This window comes from Sorangium sp. So ce394 (assembly GCF_051474665.1).
Lineage (GTDB): Bacteria > Myxococcota_A > Polyangia > Polyangiales > Polyangiaceae > Sorangium > Sorangium cellulosum_D.
Map to the genome: position 1 here is coordinate 9,158,306 of NZ_CP150339.1, position 17,628 is coordinate 9,175,933.

A 17,628-nucleotide genomic window follows, 5' to 3' on the forward strand; every position below is an offset into this window, starting at 1 on the left:
GAGAAGGCTGCTACCGTGGCGGTCCATGAACGAGGGCGCGGTGCACGATGTGCTGGGAAGGGTGCTGGAGCTGACGCACCTGCGCGGCCGGGTCTACTGCCACTCGTCGGCGCGGGCGCCGTGGGGGCTCTGCTTCGACGCGTCCGCGGGCGCGGTCTTCCACCTGGTCACGGCCGGCACGTGCTGGCTCTTCCTCGGCGAGCAGCGGGTCGCGCTCGGGCCGGGCGACGTGGTGCTCCTGCCGCGCGGCAGCGCGCACGCGCTCGCCGATCACGCGCGGAGCCGGCGGATACCGCTCGCGGCGTGGCTCGCGGCGCGCGGGACCGTCGACCGTCGCATGCGCCTCGGCGACGGCCAAGGCGTGGAGACGCAGGTGCTCTGCGGCGTCTACGCGTTCGACGTCCCCGGCGCCCGCCACCCGGCGCTGCGCGTGCTGCCCGAGCTGGTCCACATCCCAGCGAAGAAGACGCGCGGAAGGCCCGAGCTCGCCGAGACCATCGCCGGCCTGACGCGCGAGCACGATCGCGTGGATCTCGGCCGATCCCTGGTGGTGTCGCGGCTCCTCGACGTGCTCTTCGTGCAGCTCCTCCGCGCCTGGGTCGACGAGCAGCCCGTCGGCGGCGCCGGCTGGCTGGGCGCGCTGCGCGATTCGCTCGTCGCCGCTGCGCTCTCGCTCCTCCACGAGGACCTCGCCGCGCCCTGGGACGTCGCGACGCTGGCGGCGAGGCTCGGGACCTCGCGGCCCACGCTGGCGCGCCGCTTCGTGGCCGAGGTGGGTCTCTCCCCGCTCGCGTACCTGACCCAGGCACGCATGCACGAGGCCGCGCGGTTGGCGCGCGAGACCGATCGATCGCTCACCGAGATCGCCGAGGCGGTGGGCTACACCTCGGTGTCCGCCTTCAACCGCGCCTTCCACCGCGAGCACGGGATGCCGCCCGGCGCGTTCCGCAAGCACGGCGCCGCGCAGGACCGGCGAGAGGCCGGCGAGGACGCGCCGGCTGCGCCCTCCCTCACCGAGTGAGGGGCGGGAGCACGAGCGCGTCGAGCGCCGCCGACGCATCGACATCGGAGTGCCGGGCAAGCCCCAAGGCAGCTTCGCAGGTCACCGGGTCGTAGCGCTCACCGAAGAACGGCTCTCCGCCTCGGCGCTCGCCCAAAGTGTCGCTTCCTCGGATGTCCCGCAGGCGCGCGCTGTCGCGAAGTGTTCCCGGAGACGATCCGGGTGGATCCCATCAACTACAAGCTCGTTGAACATTTGCACCCCGACCAAGCGCTGCTCGCTCCGGTCGTACGATTCTCAGCGATAAGCGTGATCGAACCGCCCTCCACTGGGAATGAGCGTCTGATGGTGTCGTTCCGGCCAGCCTTCTCCAAACCTCTCCCCCTAAGGGCCCTCCTCCCCTGTCCGTCGCGTGCGGCTCCAGCGATGGCGGCATCACAGTTGATGAGGATGACACCACCAGCACCGGCAGCCCGACCAACGCGTCGCACTGCGCCCTGAAACTTCTCGTTCACGTGCCATCGGCATCGTCACAGCGCAAATTCGCACGCGTGGCAAAACAGCATCACTAACGCGAAAACACATAGACTTATTCACCGTCTGCTATAAGTACGGCGATTGCGTGTCACGCACTACGTGCCGTGCGCCGCGTGTCGCATTCCGCCACTGCACTCGATACATGGAGGCCTTCATGTCTGTCCGTTCTCGTGCCTCGCGCAAATTAACCGCTCTCGCGGTCCCCGTCCTCGCCCTCTTCACCTTCGCTGGCTGCTCTTCAGAAGTAGGATCCGGCGGTACCGGTGAAGATGCTTCGGGCACAGGCGGCGGGACATCGGGCGGGAGCGGGGGAGTCACCACGGGTGGAGGCTCCGCGACCAGCGGCGCTTCCGCGACCAGCGGGGTCGCCGGTACGGGCGGCGGTGCTCCGACGGGTGGATCCGGCACGGGCGGCTCCCCGACTGGCGGGGCTACCGGGACCGGCGGGAACGGCGGCGGCGGCAGCTTCACGTGTACCCTGCCCACTCTGCCTGAACCGAGCGCTCTGACCGAGGTAAACGAGAAGCTCCCGGATCCGTTTACGTTCTTCAACGGAACGAAGGTCACCACCAAGGAACAGTGGGAGTGCCGCCGCAAGGAGATCCTGGCGATGGCGGCCAAGTACCTCTACGGTCCAGTCCCCGGCGAACCGGACGAGGTGACCGGGACCGTCTCCGGAGGTACCGTTTCGATCACCGCCAAGGTAGGCGAAAAGACCGAGAGCTTCTCGGCGAGCATCAGCGGATCCGGCGATGTGATCGCCCTCGAGCTGTCGGGCGGGATCTTCCCGTCAAGCAGAAAAAAGCTGTCGTTCGGCAGCGGCTTCGAAGGCAAGATAAGAAACCTCTTCGGCCTGTCCGAGCTGAACACCAACATCGCCAACGGATGGATGATCGACCGGGTGATGGACGTGCTGGAACAGAACCCGGGCAGCGGACACGATCCCACGAAGGTGATGGTGTCGGGTTGCTCCGGATGTGGAAAGGGCGCTTACCTGGCGGGTGTCTTCAGTCGCGCGCCGGTGGTGGTCATCGTGGAATCGGGCGGCGGTGGCGTGGCCAACCTGCGTCAGGCAGAGTGGTTCAGGCACGGTGAAGGCGGTTCTGTTTGGCAGTGCTCGGATGCCAAACCTCAGAGCATCGACAACCTCGAAGACAGCGGCATCTGCGGCCCCTGGGTGACCAGCGCGGCCCGTTGGCTCCGGAGCGACCCCTCGAAGGTATACAACCTCCCCTTCGATACGCATATGATCCTGGCGACCATCGCTCCGCGGCATCTGGTGCACTTCACGAACGCCAATGGCAGGAACTCATGGTGTCACCTGGGCGGGACCTGCGAAGCGCTCTCCGCGTGGGCGGCAAAACCGGTATGGAAGGCGCTCGGCGTCCCAGAGCGCATGGGCTTCCAGATGTACAGCGCGAACCACTGCGGCGCCTCCGGCTCTCAGACCGCCCTTGCAGGCGAGATGTTCAAGCGAGCGTTCGAAGGCAATACAAGCGCGAACACGGACGTGATGAACATCCTGGACAATGGCGTTCAGCAGCCGGTCAACGAATGGAAAGACATGTGGGTTGACTGGGATATGGAGACAGTGCTGCAGTAGCGATGCCCCCGGGGGGCATGAAGGCCATTCTGGCCTCGCCCCCCATTCGGCGTGATTCCCGGGCGTCGGTCGTTCGCCGTGCAGGCCCCGCTCGCCGACGACGAGCAGACGACCAGGCGCTACGAGATCGCGACGAGGGCGCTGGCGCTGCGCCGCCGACGCGGGCTACCGGGCCAGCCTGCCGGCGGACTCGGCGCGGAGCCTGGCCCTCCAGGGCGGACCGCTCGACCCGGAGGGCCGCCCGCGCGTCCGAGGCGCGGCCCTTCGCCCGCGAGGCCGTCGCGGTGAGCACCCATTGCCGTACGGGCACGTCGGGCGGGACGTGGTCGACGCGCGGCCGAGCCGCACGTCCGCCGGGCGCTGCGGCGGCGTCGTAACCTTGCGTGGCTTTCGCTGTAGACGTTGCGTGGCTCCCGCTGTAGATGTGAGCGCGGGAGGTACCATGTCTCACAGTACGTCACCCCGTTCCTATTTCACCCGGGTCGCGCTCACTGTCGCGTGCGGCCTTGTCGCGCTCTCGCCCGCGACCGCGCTCGCCGGGGTCGACACGTTCCCGGGATGGAACAGCTACACGTTCGAGGGCTCCTCGGCCTCGGGCCCGGTATGGGGCGCGCAAACGGCGCCGATCCTCCACTACCTCACGGTCTGCGCCGGTCCGTACTGCGACTACGGGGACGCCACCGCTATCGGCAACGGGACCGTGATCGGCAATCAGCTCGACCAGATCATGAACGGCGCCGCGGTCCGGGGGGACAACGCCTACCTCGACCCTCAGGGACAGCGGGTTTACCACTCGATGAGCTTCGAGCTCGATACGATGGACTTCTTCTCGAAGAACCCCAAGGCCCACATCGCCGTCTCCCCGCGGGCGTTCCTCCCGTACGCGGTCGGGGGCGCCATGTACCATGGATATCCCGCCTTCACCGTCGCGCCCACGTACAACAATGCCAAGGTGCCCTATGCGATGGGCAGCGGCATCATGCTGGGCAACGTGCCTTGCTTCCACCAGGAGCCGTCCGATGGTCGACCGTTCTACTACGACGGCGGCGCCTTGCAGGACTACCAGGGCGACCTCCCGAACGCCGTGGGGATCGAGCATTTCCTGAGGCCCTGGGCCCCGAGCGCGGTCTCCAACAAGACCTGGTGCCAGAAGAAGACCGGCGTGATGCCCGCTCCGGTGTTCCAGGACCAATCGACCTACCAGGTCAACGTCTCGGTCAAGCGGTCCACCTGCAATGCCCCCCAGACGGGCACCTGCCAGTGGGTCGGCTATTTCATCCAAGAGAAGCAATGCAGCGGCTTCGGATGTACCTGGGTCCCCGTCGCGAGGGGGGGCGGGCCGCGGTATTTCCCGGACACCTCGGGCGCTGGCGCGGGCGGGGCTGTCTTCGGCCCGACGCCCCTCTCCGGATGGAGCGCATTGCAGCCGGGCGATGGCTCGAGCTGGTTCATCGCCTCCATTTTCACGAAGGCATTCACGACCGTGGACGCGAGCTCGCGCTGGAGCTTCAAAGTCAGGAGCCTCTGGACGGACACCGCCGACACGGCCCCCCTCTGGTGGAGCGCGTGCCTCGATACGACCTCGCCCGATCCCTATACCTGCGGCAATCTCTGAGAACAGGCTCCGTTCAGGGCTCCTGCGTCCCGTGTGCGCTTGCCAGGAGCCCCCATGCTCGACGATCGGTTCGACAGGGCCTCGTGGGCGCTCGTCATGAAGGCCGGTCAGGACACGCCCGAAGGCCGCGCGGCCCTCTCCACCCTCTGCAAGGCGTACTGGTTTCCGGTCTACGCGTTACGCATCAACGGCGCGGCCCCCGGGGCATGCTCGACGCGACCACGCGACCAGGTGCGAACGGCGATCACCCACGGTGAGCGCTCCACGGGCGCCCTGGCGGGCTCCGCGGAGAAAGAGCGGCTCCACTAGGTCCGGTCCAACCGGACGTAGGTGTTCATCCAGCGGGCCGCCTCGCGCTGGGCTTCCGGCAGGGGCGGCCCGATCGGCCGGTTGAGGCGCTCGCCTTCCTCCCGCGCGGAGAGCTGGTGGCGCAGGGCCCAGCCCATCGGCTCGAACCAGGCCGGTCCCCCTTCCGGTGCGAAGCGGGGTCGGCTCCCGGCGTCCGCCCCCAGCCCCTGCCAGCGCTGCAGCACGATCGGCAGCAGGGCTGGGTGCAGCAAGTCCGTGAGCCAGGTGCGGATCGCCGGGACGGCGGCCAGGTCGCGGGCCAGCGCCGCGACGAGGTCGGCCTCCAGGTACAGCAGCAGGGCCTCCGTCAGCACCAGGACGCCCTTCGACGCCTTCCCGACGTGGGCCAGCAAGGCCCGGCGCGCGTCGGGCTGGGAGAGATCGACGGGGTGGCGCACGACGTGGCACCTCGGCCGTTCGCTCGCGAGGACCTCCTCCTTGTAGGCGACCAGCCCCGGCAGGTCGGCCTCGATCCAGCGCAGGGCCGCGGGCAGGTCCAGGCGGTAGGGGCGGGTGTCGAGGCCCGCGGCGAGGTTCAGGACCGTGTCGATGCCGCCTTCCGCGAGGCGCTCCAGCAGCAGCCGGTCGAAGGAGACCGTGCGGGTCACCAGCGAGGCCACGGTGGAGCCGCCCATCGTGGCTTCGATGGCAGCGCCGCGCTCGCCGGCCAGGACCCGCGCCAGCGGGTCGCGGAAGAGCGCGTCGGCGCGATCGCCCTCCGTCCCGCGACACCAGGCGGCCCAGCGGGCGGTGTCGGAGACGTCGCGGATCAGGGGCTCTGGCATGTGGATCTTCTCCGTCCCAGGGGACCGGGCTGGCGCCGGCTGCGCCCGGCGTCGCCACAAGGGTGACGTCGGTATTTTGGCTCGCAACGACCTTGAAGTCCACCCGAGGATACGGCGGCAAGCCGCCCAGGAATCCCACCTGGAGCGCAGCCCTCGTGAGCCAGCGTGTATCAGCCACGGTGGCGCGGGCTGCGTCGCGCTCGTGGACGAGCGGCGCGAGGCGGTGATCGCGGGCAGGGGTCTGGAGCTTCGACACGCTCTTCGTCGTGACCTGCTCGGCCACCGTGGTATGGGTCGAGCTCCGCTTGGAGCGCATGACCGTGATGGAGCCGAAGATCGTTCACGTTGGACCCTACCCCCTTCGGCTGCCCGAGCTCTGGTACGAGGAGGGTGACGTCCGCGAGAAGCCCGGCTTCTTTGGGTACAACGCCGTCGCCATCGTGGGGGTGAGCTTCGACTTCTACGTCATCGTCGGGCGGGGGCGGGACGAGGAGGAACGACGGCGGCACGTCGACGGGTTCGTGAAGGGGAAGGCGCCGCTGCGTCACCTCCGCGAGCGCACGAGCTGGCAGGGCATGGCGTTCGAGCAGCATCGATTGGAGGAGTGCACGAAGCTCGCCCCCGGGGCGGTGTACGAGCTGTTCCTCTGCGAGGCCCACGGCGACCTGCTTCTGTTCGGCTTCGGCTTCGTCGCGCCGCTCGAACAGGAGGAGTCCCTGCGGACGCTCTTCACGACGATGGTGAGCGGCGCCATCGTGGAGCGGGGCCATTCGCTCCACGGGGAGGGCGCCGGGAGCGGTGGCGATGGCGGCGCTCCACGCGCCGCCGCAAAGCCCAAGCGAAGCTGGTGGCCCCCGTTTCGGTGGCGGTAGCGGCGGTCATCGGCCACCATACTCACGGATGGGCGAATGATGGCCCCCGCGCGCCAGGGGCCTGCTCGGCCTTGCGGCGACCCGGGCCTGACCCGATCCTCGCGTGATCGACCCCGCGAGCCTTGCCGCCCCCTCTCCCGCCGCGGGCCGTCCCTGCAGCAACGCTGCCCGAGCCGCTCCGGACAACGATGGCAAGCGTTGCCAGGACGGCAAGACTTGCCATGCGCACGCCGGCAAGCATTGCCAGGAGGGCAACTCTCGCCACGCGCGCGCCGGCCGATCCGCGCGTGCGGCCGCGGGGCGACCGCTCGGCGCTGCTGGGTCGGTGCGCCGCGCAGCCCGCCTTTCATCGGAAGACCCTTCGCGCGGAGGGCCGGCACGCCGCTTGCGAAGTCGCTCTTCCTGCCGGGCTCGCCGGCGATGATCGTGAAAGGTAGGGGACAAGCCATGAAGACACTCCACATCATCCTCCGTTGCGCTCCCTTCTTCGGCCTCTTCGCGGTGGCATTGCAGGGTTGTACGAGCGAGTCCTCAGACTCGGTAGAGCCAGAGGAGATCCTCTGTGACAAGCTGGCCGAGTGCGGGCGGCTGAGCGGCGGCGTGACAGCCGAGCAGTGCGCCACCGATACCCGCCGAGCCCACGAGCAGGCCGTCAAGGAGGTGGGCATATGCACGCCGGTCTTCGCGGAGCTCCAGAGCCTCATGGCCTGCGCGGCGCAGCAGGAGGGGTGCGAGATCGACGTCGTTACGGGGGCTGCCGAGCTCCCGGGGGATCATCCGTGCTTCGCGGAGAACGAGAGCTACAAGGAGGCGTTGCAGGCGGTGGAGCAGGGCCACGAGCCCGATGCGGGAGACCTGTGCGCCTTCTATTATACGAGGGCCATCGATATGGTGACGACCCCCGCGACCGGCCAGGCGTGCAAGACGAACGCCGATTGTCCAGACGTCGAGTGCCCGGACCCGGCGCTCGGGAGGGCGGGCTTTTGCCAGAGCGGCAAGTGCAAGACGGCGATCGACATCTGCAGGTGAGCGCGACGGTCGAATCACCGGGGCGGGACGCGCGCGGACGCCGCCGGGGCGGGACGCGCTCCGATGCCGCCGGAGCGGGACGCCCGCCGGCGTGAGGAAGACGCCGGAGACCGTCTACGGGCCCAACTCGGCCACGTGGACCGCGGTCGCCCGGGGGAGTAGTTACGGATCCACCCAAGTCCACACGACCGAGAAGAGGCACACGTAGATCGTCGCCTCGCCCATCATCACCCCATCCATGTCCACATCTGGCACCACCTCGTTCCCGAGCTCCGGCGGGATCGGCTGGTAGCCGGGGTACGTCGCCTCGATCTCTTCTGCGACCACCGCCGGTATCTCGTCGGGCTCGCCCCTGCTGTGGACTCCATAGTAGGGCCCGAGAACGCTCACGTGGAAGCTGAGCGAAGCCCTGCTGCTGAGCGAGGGTACGGGCTCCAAGTCCTTGGGGCGATAGATGCGGGCCGAGTAGGCCGGGTCGATCCCCCCCGTAAACAGGTTGAGCGATTCGTTCTGAAGGCTGTATCGATCCCCCAGTCTGTCGATCATGGCCTCCCACGTTGGGTACTCCGCTCGCCCGCGGTTTGCGGCTTCCACCAGGCGGCGGTGCTCCTCTGTGTCGTCGTAGACGGGCTCGTTGGGGGGCACATAGATGCGCATGATTTTCTGCACGCCCCGCGGATAGAAGCGGTAGACAACATCGAGCAGCTCGGAGCGAGTTATCTTCATGGATTCGTCACCCTGGCACCGAGCCCCGGATACTTGGACTTGAACGCAGCGTCCGCCTGAATAGCAAACCTTTTGCAAAGATCCCCTGCGGGAGTTCGTAGTCCATCACGTTTGCGACCTCCTCCGCGATCTCTTCACTGAGGCTAGTGGAGCGTTCTATAGGTCTTTCAACATAGTCCCGGCGGGTCTGCTAGACCTCGCGGATGCGAAGGCGCCCGCCCCGCGCGATCGATCTGTCCCCGGACGATGCCGTCTACCTTGAGCAGCTCGTCCGTGATGGGCGTACCGAGCAGCGGGTGGCTCGGCGAGCCCGAATACTACTGGCCATGGCGGACCCAGCGACGGTCGTGCAGGATCTGGCAGACCGTCTCGAGGTGGAGCGAACCACGATCTGGCACCTCTGTCGGCGGTACGAGGCGTCGGGGGTGCACGTCGTCCACGACGCTCCCCGGGAGGGCCGGCCGCGGACGTTTCGTCCCCCTGCAGCGCGTTGGCATTGAGAATGCTTGCCTGCTGTGATCCTGCGGGGCTCGGCCTGCACATGACTCACTGGTCGACCCGCACCCTCGCTCAGGTCGCAGCGGAGCGCGGCATCGTGCCGAAGATCTCGCACTCGACCGTCGCGTTGATCCTGCGCGAAGCCGACCTTCAGCCTCACCGGTCGCGGTACTGGAAGACGCCGAACCTCGACGCCGCGTTCATCAAGCGCACCGCCCAGATCCTCTGGTGCTACGAGAACGCCGCGGATCTCGCCAAAAAGCATGAGGTCGTGCTCTGCCTCGACGAGAAGCCGAACATCCAGGTGCTTGAGCGCCGATGTCCGACCTTGCCCATGCGTACAGGCGAAATTGAGCGCCGTGAGTTCGAGTACATCCGGCACGGAACGGTGAACTTCATGGTCGTGCTCGTCGTTCACACGGGCAAGATGCAGGGCTGGTGCCTCGAGAAGAACGACGGCGAGCATCTTCGCGCCGTCCTACCCGAAGTACTTCACGAGCATCGGCACGCACGGCGCGTGCACCTGATCTGGGACGGCGGATCGTCGCACATCGCGTGTGAGACACGGGCATGGCTGCGCCTCCACGCCCCGCGCGTGCGTACGCTCGTCACGCCGCCGCACGCCTCATGGCTCAATCAAGCGGAGCTGTTGCTACGGGGGTTCACCGAGCGCTACCTCAAGCGCGGCGCGTGGAAGAGCCGCCAGCAGCTCATCGAGCACCTCGATGCGAGCTGGCGGGAGTACAATGAACGCTTCGCACATCCGATTACCTGGTCGTGGACGCGGCCGAAGCTGCGCCGATGGGCGGCTCGATATGCTCCGCGACTATGTTGAAAAATTTATAGGACAGTCCACTAGCCGCTGACTGGCGCCGAGCCCTCTCGCGACAGCGACCGCCTGGCCGTCCATGCGCCCGAGCTCGGCCACGTGCACGGCGGCCGTCAGGGAAGGGCTACACCGGATCCACCCAAGTCCAGACGCGCGAGAAGAGGCACACGTAGATCGTCGCCTCGCCCATCAACGCCCAATCCATCTCCACATCCGGCACCACCTCGTTCCCGAGCTCCGGCGGGATCGTCTGGTAGCCGGGGTACGTGGCCTCGATCTCTTCTGCGACCGCCGCCGGTATCTCGTCTGGCTCGCCCCTACTGTGGATTCCATAATAGGGCCCGAGAAGGCTGACGTGGAAGCTGAGCGAAGCCCTGCTGCTGAGCGATGGAGCGGGCTCGAGGTCCCTGGGCCGATAGACGCGGGCCGAGTAGGCCGGGTCAACCCCTCCCGCGAACAGGTTGAGCGACTCGTTTTGCAGTCTGTATCGTTCGTACATGCGGTGGATCATCGCTTCCCACGTTGGGTACTCCGCTCTCCCGCGGTTTGCGGCTTCCACCAGGCGGCGGTGCTCCTCCGTATCCTCGTAGACGGGCTCGTTGGGAGGCACATGGATGCGCTCGAAGTTACGCACGCCGCGCGGGTAGAAGCGGTAAACGACGTCGAGCAGCTCGGAGCGAGTTATTTTCATGGATGCGTCACCGAAGCGCCGAGAAACGGGTACTTGAGCTTGAACGCAGCTTCCACTTCGCTGCGAAACCTGATACAGAAGACCCCCTGCGGGAGGTTGTAGTCCATGCGGTTTGCGACCTCCTCCGTGATCTCTTCACTGAGGTTGGCTGCACGGAGCGGATCGATTTTTCCCATGAACTCAGTCCGCAGCGGCATTTTTATGGTGAGAGCGCACTGCCACTCTTTGGTTCCACCCGGAAATCTGTGCGTGAAATTCAGGTTCGCCTTAGCCTGTTGCCACCCGCCTGCACTCCCCCGGCCGTCATCTTTGACAATCGTGACAAATGGGAAGTCCGACGGATCGAAATTTACGTATACAAAATGGACCATTCCAGGCTTCGGACACTTCGAGCTGCATGCACCGCTACAGCTCAAGAAGGTCGCTCCGTCTCCGGCTATGTCACCGAATCCGGGGCACGGGTCTTGCGGGCTCTCCGGGCTATATGTCGGGGTCTCCGAGCTGTCGCTCGGTCTCTCCTCTTCCTCCTCGAGGTCCGACTCGTTGCACGCGATCTTGCGCCCGTTGCCGTCGTACGGGCCGTCCGGCGGCTCCGCCCCGAAGTCACCGGATCCGGCGGAGGTGTAGATGGGGCGGGGCTCCGAGCCTGGACCTGCACCTACCCCCGAACTTCGTTCCTCGACAGGATAGCAGTCTCCTATCGTCCAGTTGCATGCCGCCAGTGCCCAAACCAAGATGGCCACGAACAACAACAGAAATCTTCTTGCGCTCATTTAGCACTCCATCGAAGCACAGGACCAGCAACAGCGACGACGGACACGTAGCCCGGCAGCACCAGACTGCCTCGACCGACCCAATCCACGTTGACGCTCGCCGACACCCCCAACGGTCCAGCCACGTACGCGTTCGTCTGCGCGTGGCCGCCTACGGCCAAGCCACCGACGACGCCACACAAGGTGATGCCGCAGGCCGGCAAGACGTAGAACGCGACCGATGGCCCCGCGCTGACGTTGCCGTCCTCCCACGCGTACCCGATGTCAACCGAGGTCTGGTTGTAGACCCCGGCCCCGTCCCCCTGGGTCGGGGGTAGGAACGTGCACATATCGTGCACCGTGAACAGGATGTCTCGCTGGATGGACCACGAAATGCCCGCGTGCGGGCCCACCGCGAGGCGCGGAACGGTACCGGCCTGGAACCACCCGAGGCTCACACCGGCGCTCAGCTCGGACGCTTCTACCTGCGTCGGAACAAGCACGAATGCGGCTAGCGCCGCCGACGGGATCCGCCGGGCCAGTGTTTTCACCGTCTCATTGCCCCCCTTCGCAACACCCGGACAACGTAGCGATGCGGCCCATCCTTCTGATGATGGAATTAGACGTCAACCGGAATCTATGGGAGAACGGCAGGATGGCCGTGGGTCGTACCGTCCAGAGCGTGCTGTCCGGCGCAAGGGTTCCCAGCCGGCGCCGGCCGCGACATCGGCGGCGTGCTGGGTACGCACGGCGGTGAGGTGATCGCGGAGCGGTGGACCAGGCGGAGCGGCAGCCGGGCGGCTATCTGTGCAGCCCGCCGGTCCTCCTGACCATCCCCGGCGCCCTCCTGCGCAGCGCCGCCGGCCCTCGTGCGCAGCCCGTCGGCCCTCCTGTACAGGCCCCGGCGCCCTCCTGCGCGGCTCCGTCGACCCTCCTGTGCAGCCCCGCCGGCCTTCTTGCGCGGCCTCGGCATCTTCCTGCGCAGCGCCGTCGGCTCTCCTGCGCAGCCCGTCGGCCCTCCTGTGCAATCCCCGGCGCTCTCCTGCGCGGCCCCGTCGACCCTCCTGTGCAGTCCCGCCCGCCCTCCTGCGCGGCCCCGGCGTCCTCCTGCGCACCCACGTCTGTGTCCTACGCTACATTCGCCCTCGTCCTGCGCGTCCCTCGCGCCCCTCCTGCGCACCCCCATTGGTGTCCTTCGTTACCATCGCCCGGCTCCTGCGCAGCCCCCGGTGGTCTCCTGCGCAGCCCCGGCGTCGTCTCGCGCGCCTTTGTGGTTGCTGCGCACCCCTTTCTCCCTCCTGCGCCCGCGCCCCCTTTGCCAGCTCCGTGTCCGCTGCCCGCGGCGCCAGCCACGCCGTATCCTTCCGATGCCGCGACACGCCCCCTCTCTCGCGACGCGACCGACTCGTGCTCTCCTCTGGCCGATGCGTTGTACGCCGATACCCTCGCCGATCTTCTAGCCCCTCATTCCGAGGGGCGCTGCCCCGACAAGGAGGCGTATTTTTCCCATGGCAAAGGCATCCACCACCACGTCGCCCACGACCGACAAGGCCTCGAAGAAGCCCGCTCCGCGCGAGACACAGCGCGCGCCTCGCTCCTCGACGAGAGCAGCAGCGTACACGCTGAGCGCCGCCCGCGAGGCCGAGCTCCTCCGAGAGGCCGAGTCGCTCGGCGACAACACCGTGGTGTTTCCAGGCAAGCTCGCCCGACGCGTCGTCTGGGCGAGCCGCATCCAGCTCGCCGCCGAGCGCGACGCGGCGGATCTCGTCCGCACCCCCTTCCCCGAGGACGAGCCCCCGCTCACGCGCGAAGAGATCCGCGCGCTGCGCGACAAGATCGAGCTCCTGCGCGCCACGCAATCGCGCTGGCAAGCCGCGCAGCAGCGCCAGGAGCAGGCCGCAGCGACGTTCGCGAAGCCGGCCCCCGAGGCCGCCCTGCACCGGCAAACGCTCCTCCGCTTCTTCGATCTCCGCTTCAAGAAGAGCCCCGAGGGTCAAAAGCGGCTCATGGCGATCCGCGCGGGCAGCGGCGACGCGGACCTGGTCCAGGACGTCTCCGACCTCCTCTTGCTCTGCTCCGAGCACGCGGAGGCCCTCCACAAGGCGCCTCGCGGCGAGGCCGACGCGGAGGCCCGCCTCCGCGAGCTCTCGCCGCTGCTCGCGCGCATGCTCGCCGACAAGACGCTCTCTCCCGAGGCGCAGCGCTCGCGCAAGCTCCGCGACGCCGCCTACACGCTCGTCGTGCACGCCGAGCGGAGGCTGCGCGCCGCCGCGGAGTACTGGTACGCCGGCACCGACAAGATGAAGGATTATGCGCCCTTCCCCGTCTCCCGCGGCGCCGCGTCCACCGGAGATAAAGAGGAAGACGAGGCCTTCGCGGAGGACGGCGCGCCGGAAGGCGACGCGTCGGACGAGGGCGCAGCGGACGGCGGCGCGGCGGAGGGACGCGCAACGGAAGACGTCGAGTCGGGCGAGGGCGAGGACGAGCGGTAATCGCCTCAGGCCGCGGTGAGCGCGCCCAGAGGGGGTGGTCGGCTCGTCCTTGGCTCCCCCGAGCGCCCCCACCCCCCAGGGCCGCCTCGTCAGCGGGGCGCGCCGGCGGGAGGCGCCGGCACCTCCTCGAACACCTCGGCGTCCGGCAACGACAGGACCTCTTTGCCGGCCGCCTCCAGCCCCTCTCTCGGCACATCGCGGAAGCGCGCGCGGAAGGCCGCCGAGGGACGGAGCGTCACGGCCTGCCCGGTCGACCTGCGCCGGTACGTGGTCTCCACGCCGGCCTCGGTCGCCTCGATCAGGCTGAGGTTGAGCTTGCCGAGGCTGGCCCCCGTCGCCGCGGCGGCGCCGTCCGCGATGCAGGAGAACTGCACGTTCCTCGGGCTGTGGTGGATCACCTCGAGGTCGAAGCTCCGCGCCGGCAACCCGAGCTTCGCGAGGGCATGCCGCCCCATGCGGTAGCCGGCGACCGCCCACGGCCCCGCGCCGCCGTGGATCGCGGCGACCGCGCGGAGCTCGTCCTCCGGCGCCCCCGGGGCCGAGCCCGCCGCCGGCCGGTGGCCGTGGTCGTGCTGCGCGGGCAGGTGGCCGCCGTGATGGGCCGCGTGCCCGGGACCGCGATCGCGGTGATGGGCCGCGTGCCCGGGACCGCCCTCAGGGCCGGCAGGCGCCTGCGCATGGACAGCTGGCTCGTGCGCAGTGGCCGTCGGGGAATGGGCGCCCGCGCCGCCGCACCGAATCGAGGAAACGGCGGCGAGGAGGATCAACGCCGCGTGGCTCACCGTCTTGCGCATGCTCGCTCGATCCTCCGGGAAGCAGGCGAAGTGTCCCCGTTCGCGCGCGACGTCAAGGGTGTCGGCCCCCGCGCCGCACGCGCGCCGCTCCCCCGCGCCGCGCGATCCGCCCACTCCCGGCGAGCGCGCGCCTACCCCGGACGGTTTCGCGCCCCGCCGCCCGAGACCGGGGTAACATGCGGCCGTCATGCGTCGCGCGCCCGTCAGCCACCCCTGCCGCTCGAGCCGCGCTGGCCTCGCCGGCGCCGCTGGCCTCGCCGGCTCCGCTGGCCGCGCCGGCTCCGCTGGCCTCGCCGGCTCCGCTGGCCGCGCCGGCTCCGCTGGCCGCGCCGGCTCCGCTGGCCGCGCCGGCGCCGCCGACCTCGCCGGCGGGGCGACGCCCCCCGTGGCCAGGACAAGAGGTGGTCTCCGCCGATGACCCGAGTCGACCCTGAGGGCTTCCGGCCGGAGGCGCTCGTAGGCCAGGTCCTGCGCGGCAAATGGCGCCTGGAGCGCCTCCTCGGCTTCGGCGGCATGGCCATGGTCTACGCCGGCACGCACCGCAACGGGATGCGCGGCGCGGTGAAGATCCTCCGCCGCGAGCTGTCCGAGGACCAGGAAGCGCGCTCGCGCTTCCTGCGCGAGGGCTACGTCGCGAACCGCGTGGACCACCCGGGCATCGTCCGCGTGCTCGACGACGACGTCACCGAGGACGGCTCGGTGTTCCTGGTCATGGAGCTGCTCGAGGGCGAGACCGTCGAGGCCCGCCGCGCCCGCGAGCCGAGCGGCGTGCTCGGCGTGAACGAGGTGCTCGGCATCGCCGACGACCTGCTCGACGTGCTCGCCGTCGCGCACGAGCGCGGGATCGTCCACCGCGACCTCAAGCCCGACAACCTGTTCCTCACGCGCCAGGGGCAGCTCAAGGTGCTCGACTTCGGCATCGCTCGGCTGCGCGAGCTCTCGTCCCCGGCCAACGCGACCACGCGCGCCGGCAGCCTGATGGGGACGCCGCAGTTCATGCCGCCCGAGCAGGCGCGCGGGCAATGGGACAGGGTCGACCCGCGCACCGACCTCTGGGCCGTCGCGAGCACGATGTTCCAGCTCCTCTCGGGGCGGTACGTGCACGAGGCCGAGACGCTCCCGCTGCTCCTGCTCGCGGCCATGACCCAGCCGGCGCCGCCCGTGGGCAGCGTCCTGCCGACCCTCCCCCCGCCGATCGCCGCCGTCATGGACGCGGCCCTCGCGTTCGATCCCGACCGGCGCTGGCCGAACGCCCGCGCGATGCAGCGCGCCCTGCGCCAGGCGCGGGGCGGCGCGGCGCTCGACCCCGCGCCCGGCTCGCACCCGGATCCGTCGCGCATGTCCGCGCACCCGGATCCGGGGCGCGCCTACATGTCCTCGGATCCAGGGCGCCAGGCGGCGCACGCGCGCGCCCCGGGGAGCGGGCCGCGCGGCACGGAGTTCGCCGCGGCGAGCTCGCCCAGCACGGGCAGCGGCGGCGCGGTCAGCGCCGGCTCGGCCGGCGGGGGCGCGGGCACGGTCTCGCCGGTCGTGGAGCGCTCGGCCGGCACGGAGCGCCCGGCGCCGCGCGCGGCGGCCCTGGGCGCGCTCCTGGCCGGCGCCGGCGCGCTGGCCGTGGGCGCCCTGGTCGGGCTCGTGTGGTGGCAGCGCGGGGGCGCCGCGGACGCGGAGCACGCGTCGAACGGCTCCGCGGTGGAAGCAGAGCCGCGCCCCGGGGCGAGCGCCGGGGCGGCGCAGGAGCCGCACGGCGGCGCGGGCGCGCCCGGGGCCGGCCCGGAGCCCGCGGCGTCCGGCGACGCGGTCCCGGCGATCGCGCCGTCCGCGCCCGTGCCCGCGCCGCCGCCGGAGTCGCCGGAGCCCACGCCGCCGGCGTCCGCGCCGAGCGCGTCCGCGACCGGGACGCCGCCCGCGCCCACGCCGGCCGCCGCGCGGCCCGCCGCGGGGAAGGCGCGACCGCCCGCGACCGCGCCGGCGAAGACGCCGCCCGCGCCGGCCCCAGCGCCCACGCCGGCGGAGGACCCGTTCAACCGGAGACGCTGAGGTCGCACGGATGGGTAGATTGAGCTCGCGTAAACGCTCGCGGAAACGATTCCCGGCCGAGGCGCTCGCCCTGGGAGGGGCCGCGCTCCTCGCCTGCCCCGGCGCCTCGGCGCAGGTGCGCGATCCCGCTGCGGCGGAGGCGCTGTTCGACGCCGGCAGGGCCGCGCTCCAGGCGAAGGACTACGACGCGGCGTGCCCGAAGTTCCGGGAGAGCTACGAGCTCGATCCGGCGCCCGGCGCGCTGCTCAACCTCGCCGACTGCGAGGAGAAGCGCGGCAAGATCGCGACCGCCTGGTCGATCTTCCGGCAGCTCGCGCGCGATCTGCCGGCGAACGACGACCGGCGCCCCATCGCGCAGGCGCGCGCCGCGGCGCTCGAGGGCCGCGTGCCGAGGCTCACCATCCGGCTCGCGCCCGGCGCGCCGCCGGAGACGGCCGTGCAGCGCTCGGGGATCCCGGTCGGCGCCGGCTCGCTGGGCGCGCCGCTGCCGGTGGATCCGGGCGAGGTCCAGGTGACGGCGACGGCGCCGGGCCGGAAGCAGAAGACGTTCACGGTGCAGCTCGCCGAGGGCGCGCAGGCCGAGCTGCTCGTGGCGCCGGAGGAGCCCGCGGCCGGCGGCGGGAGCGCCGGGCCCGCGCTCCCGCCGAAGGACGGCCCGCGGGCGGCGGGGAGCTCGATGCAGCGGACGGCCGGCTGGATCAGCGCCGGCGCCGGCGTGGTCGGGCTCGGCGTCGGCGCCGCGTTCGGCCTGCGCGCCCTCGGGAAGAAGGGCGACGCCGAGCCCTATTGCAACGAGGCCAACGTCTGCTCGGAGCGAGGGATCCAGCTGCAGCAGCAGGGCGCGACCGCAGGGACGATCTCGACGGTCGCGTTCCTGGTCGGGGCGGCCGCGCTGGGCGCCGGGGCGGTGCTCATCTTCACGGCGCCGTCGTCGGCGCAGGCGCCGTCGGCCCCGAGGGCGACGGTCGGCGTGGTGCCGGGAGGCGCCGTGGCGACGGTGATCTTCTGACGGCAGCC

General features: G+C 70.0%; 16 protein-coding genes. 10 read left to right on the forward strand and 6 right to left on the reverse strand.

All coding sequences use genetic code 11. The features are described from left to right. Positions 1 to 25 precede the first annotated feature (25 nt). From WMF33_RS33640 to WMF33_RS33655, 4 genes are all read left to right on the forward strand, one after another. A complete protein-coding gene (locus WMF33_RS33640; protein ID WP_437332460.1) occupies positions 26 to 1,021 on the forward strand; it encodes a cupin domain-containing protein in 996 nt (331 codons plus the stop codon). A 670-nt stretch (positions 1,022 to 1,691) separates the two neighbouring features. Further along, a complete protein-coding gene (locus tag WMF33_RS33645) occupies positions 1,692 to 3,140 on the forward strand; it encodes a glucuronyl esterase domain-containing protein (protein WP_437332461.1) in 1,449 nt (482 codons plus the stop codon). Between the two features lie 442 nt (positions 3,141 to 3,582). Beyond that, positions 3,583 to 4,755: a hypothetical protein gene (locus WMF33_RS33650; RefSeq protein WP_437332462.1), complete on the forward strand. Its 1,173-nt coding sequence runs from the start codon at positions 3,583 to 3,585 to the stop codon at positions 4,753 to 4,755. Positions 4,756 to 4,809: 54 nt separating this feature from the next. After that, a complete protein-coding gene (locus tag WMF33_RS33655) occupies positions 4,810 to 5,064 on the forward strand; it encodes a hypothetical protein (protein WP_437332463.1) in 255 nt (84 codons plus the stop codon). Here the strand turns inward: WMF33_RS33655 and WMF33_RS33660 are convergent. Further along, positions 5,061 to 5,888 carry a class I SAM-dependent methyltransferase gene (locus tag WMF33_RS33660; RefSeq protein ID WP_437332464.1) on the reverse strand — a complete coding sequence of 276 codons (828 nt, stop codon included), beginning with the start codon at positions 5,886 to 5,888 and terminating at the stop codon, positions 5,061 to 5,063. The genes WMF33_RS33655 and WMF33_RS33660 overlap by 4 nt on opposite strands. A 266-nt stretch (positions 5,889 to 6,154) precedes the next feature. Here WMF33_RS33660 and WMF33_RS33665 point away from each other — a divergent pair, with 266 nt between their 5' ends. Both WMF33_RS33665 and WMF33_RS33670 read left to right on the forward strand, forming a co-directional pair. After that, positions 6,155 to 6,760, forward strand: coding sequence for a hypothetical protein (locus WMF33_RS33665; RefSeq protein WP_437332465.1), 606 nt, complete (start codon positions 6,155 to 6,157; stop codon positions 6,758 to 6,760). A 447-nt stretch (positions 6,761 to 7,207) separates the two neighbouring features. Further along, positions 7,208 to 7,789, forward strand: coding sequence for a hypothetical protein (locus WMF33_RS33670; RefSeq protein ID WP_437332466.1), 582 nt, complete (start codon positions 7,208 to 7,210; stop codon positions 7,787 to 7,789). Between the two features lie 162 nt (positions 7,790 to 7,951). Here WMF33_RS33670 and WMF33_RS33675 read toward each other — a convergent pair whose 3' ends face one another. After that, positions 7,952 to 8,515, reverse strand: a complete 564-nt coding sequence (locus WMF33_RS33675) for a hypothetical protein (protein WP_437332467.1) — start codon at positions 8,513 to 8,515, stop codon at positions 7,952 to 7,954. Positions 8,516 to 8,915: 400 nt separating this feature from the next. Between WMF33_RS33675 and WMF33_RS33680 the strand changes: the two genes are divergently transcribed. Beyond that, on the forward strand, positions 8,916 to 9,848 hold the full coding sequence (locus tag WMF33_RS33680; protein WP_437339549.1) for an IS630 family transposase: 933 nt from the start codon (positions 8,916 to 8,918) through the stop codon (positions 9,846 to 9,848). A 118-nt stretch (positions 9,849 to 9,966) separates the two neighbouring features. On the opposite strand, the gene WMF33_RS33685 is transcribed toward WMF33_RS33680, so the two are convergent. The 3 genes from WMF33_RS33685 to WMF33_RS33695 are packed head-to-tail and all read right to left on the reverse strand — an operon-like array spanning position 9,967 to position 11,836. Further along, positions 9,967 to 10,533, reverse strand: coding sequence for a hypothetical protein (locus tag WMF33_RS33685; RefSeq protein WP_437332468.1), 567 nt, complete (start codon positions 10,531 to 10,533; stop codon positions 9,967 to 9,969). Continuing rightward, complete coding sequence (locus WMF33_RS33690) at positions 10,530 to 11,306, reverse strand: hypothetical protein (protein ID WP_437332469.1); 777 nt, start codon at positions 11,304 to 11,306, stop codon at positions 10,530 to 10,532. The genes WMF33_RS33685 and WMF33_RS33690 overlap by 4 nt, the downstream gene beginning before the upstream one ends. After that, positions 11,303 to 11,836 (reverse strand): hypothetical protein, encoded by a 534-nt coding sequence (locus tag WMF33_RS33695; protein WP_437332470.1) that lies wholly within the window; start codon positions 11,834 to 11,836, stop codon positions 11,303 to 11,305. The genes WMF33_RS33690 and WMF33_RS33695 overlap by 4 nt, the downstream gene beginning before the upstream one ends. A gap of 957 nt (positions 11,837 to 12,793) precedes the next feature. Between WMF33_RS33695 and WMF33_RS33700 the strand changes: the two genes are divergently transcribed. After that, positions 12,794 to 13,777 carry an ATPase gene (locus tag WMF33_RS33700; protein WP_437332471.1) on the forward strand — a complete coding sequence of 328 codons (984 nt, stop codon included), beginning with the start codon at positions 12,794 to 12,796 and terminating at the stop codon, positions 13,775 to 13,777. A gap of 89 nt (positions 13,778 to 13,866) precedes the next feature. Here the strand turns inward: WMF33_RS33700 and WMF33_RS33705 are convergent, their stop codons facing one another. Next, positions 13,867 to 14,571: an FmdE family protein gene (locus tag WMF33_RS33705; RefSeq protein WP_437332472.1), complete on the reverse strand. Its 705-nt coding sequence runs from the start codon at positions 14,569 to 14,571 to the stop codon at positions 13,867 to 13,869. Between the two features lie 414 nt (positions 14,572 to 14,985). Between WMF33_RS33705 and WMF33_RS33710 the strand changes: the two genes are divergently transcribed. Both WMF33_RS33710 and WMF33_RS33715 read left to right on the forward strand, forming a co-directional pair. Beyond that, positions 14,986 to 16,611 carry a serine/threonine-protein kinase gene (locus tag WMF33_RS33710; RefSeq protein ID WP_437332473.1) on the forward strand — a complete coding sequence of 542 codons (1,626 nt, stop codon included), beginning with the start codon at positions 14,986 to 14,988 and terminating at the stop codon, positions 16,609 to 16,611. Between the two features lie 10 nt (positions 16,612 to 16,621). Further along, positions 16,622 to 17,620 carry a tetratricopeptide repeat protein gene (locus WMF33_RS33715; protein ID WP_437332474.1) on the forward strand — a complete coding sequence of 333 codons (999 nt, stop codon included), beginning with the start codon at positions 16,622 to 16,624 and terminating at the stop codon, positions 17,618 to 17,620. The last annotated feature ends 8 nt before the right edge of the window (positions 17,621 to 17,628 follow it).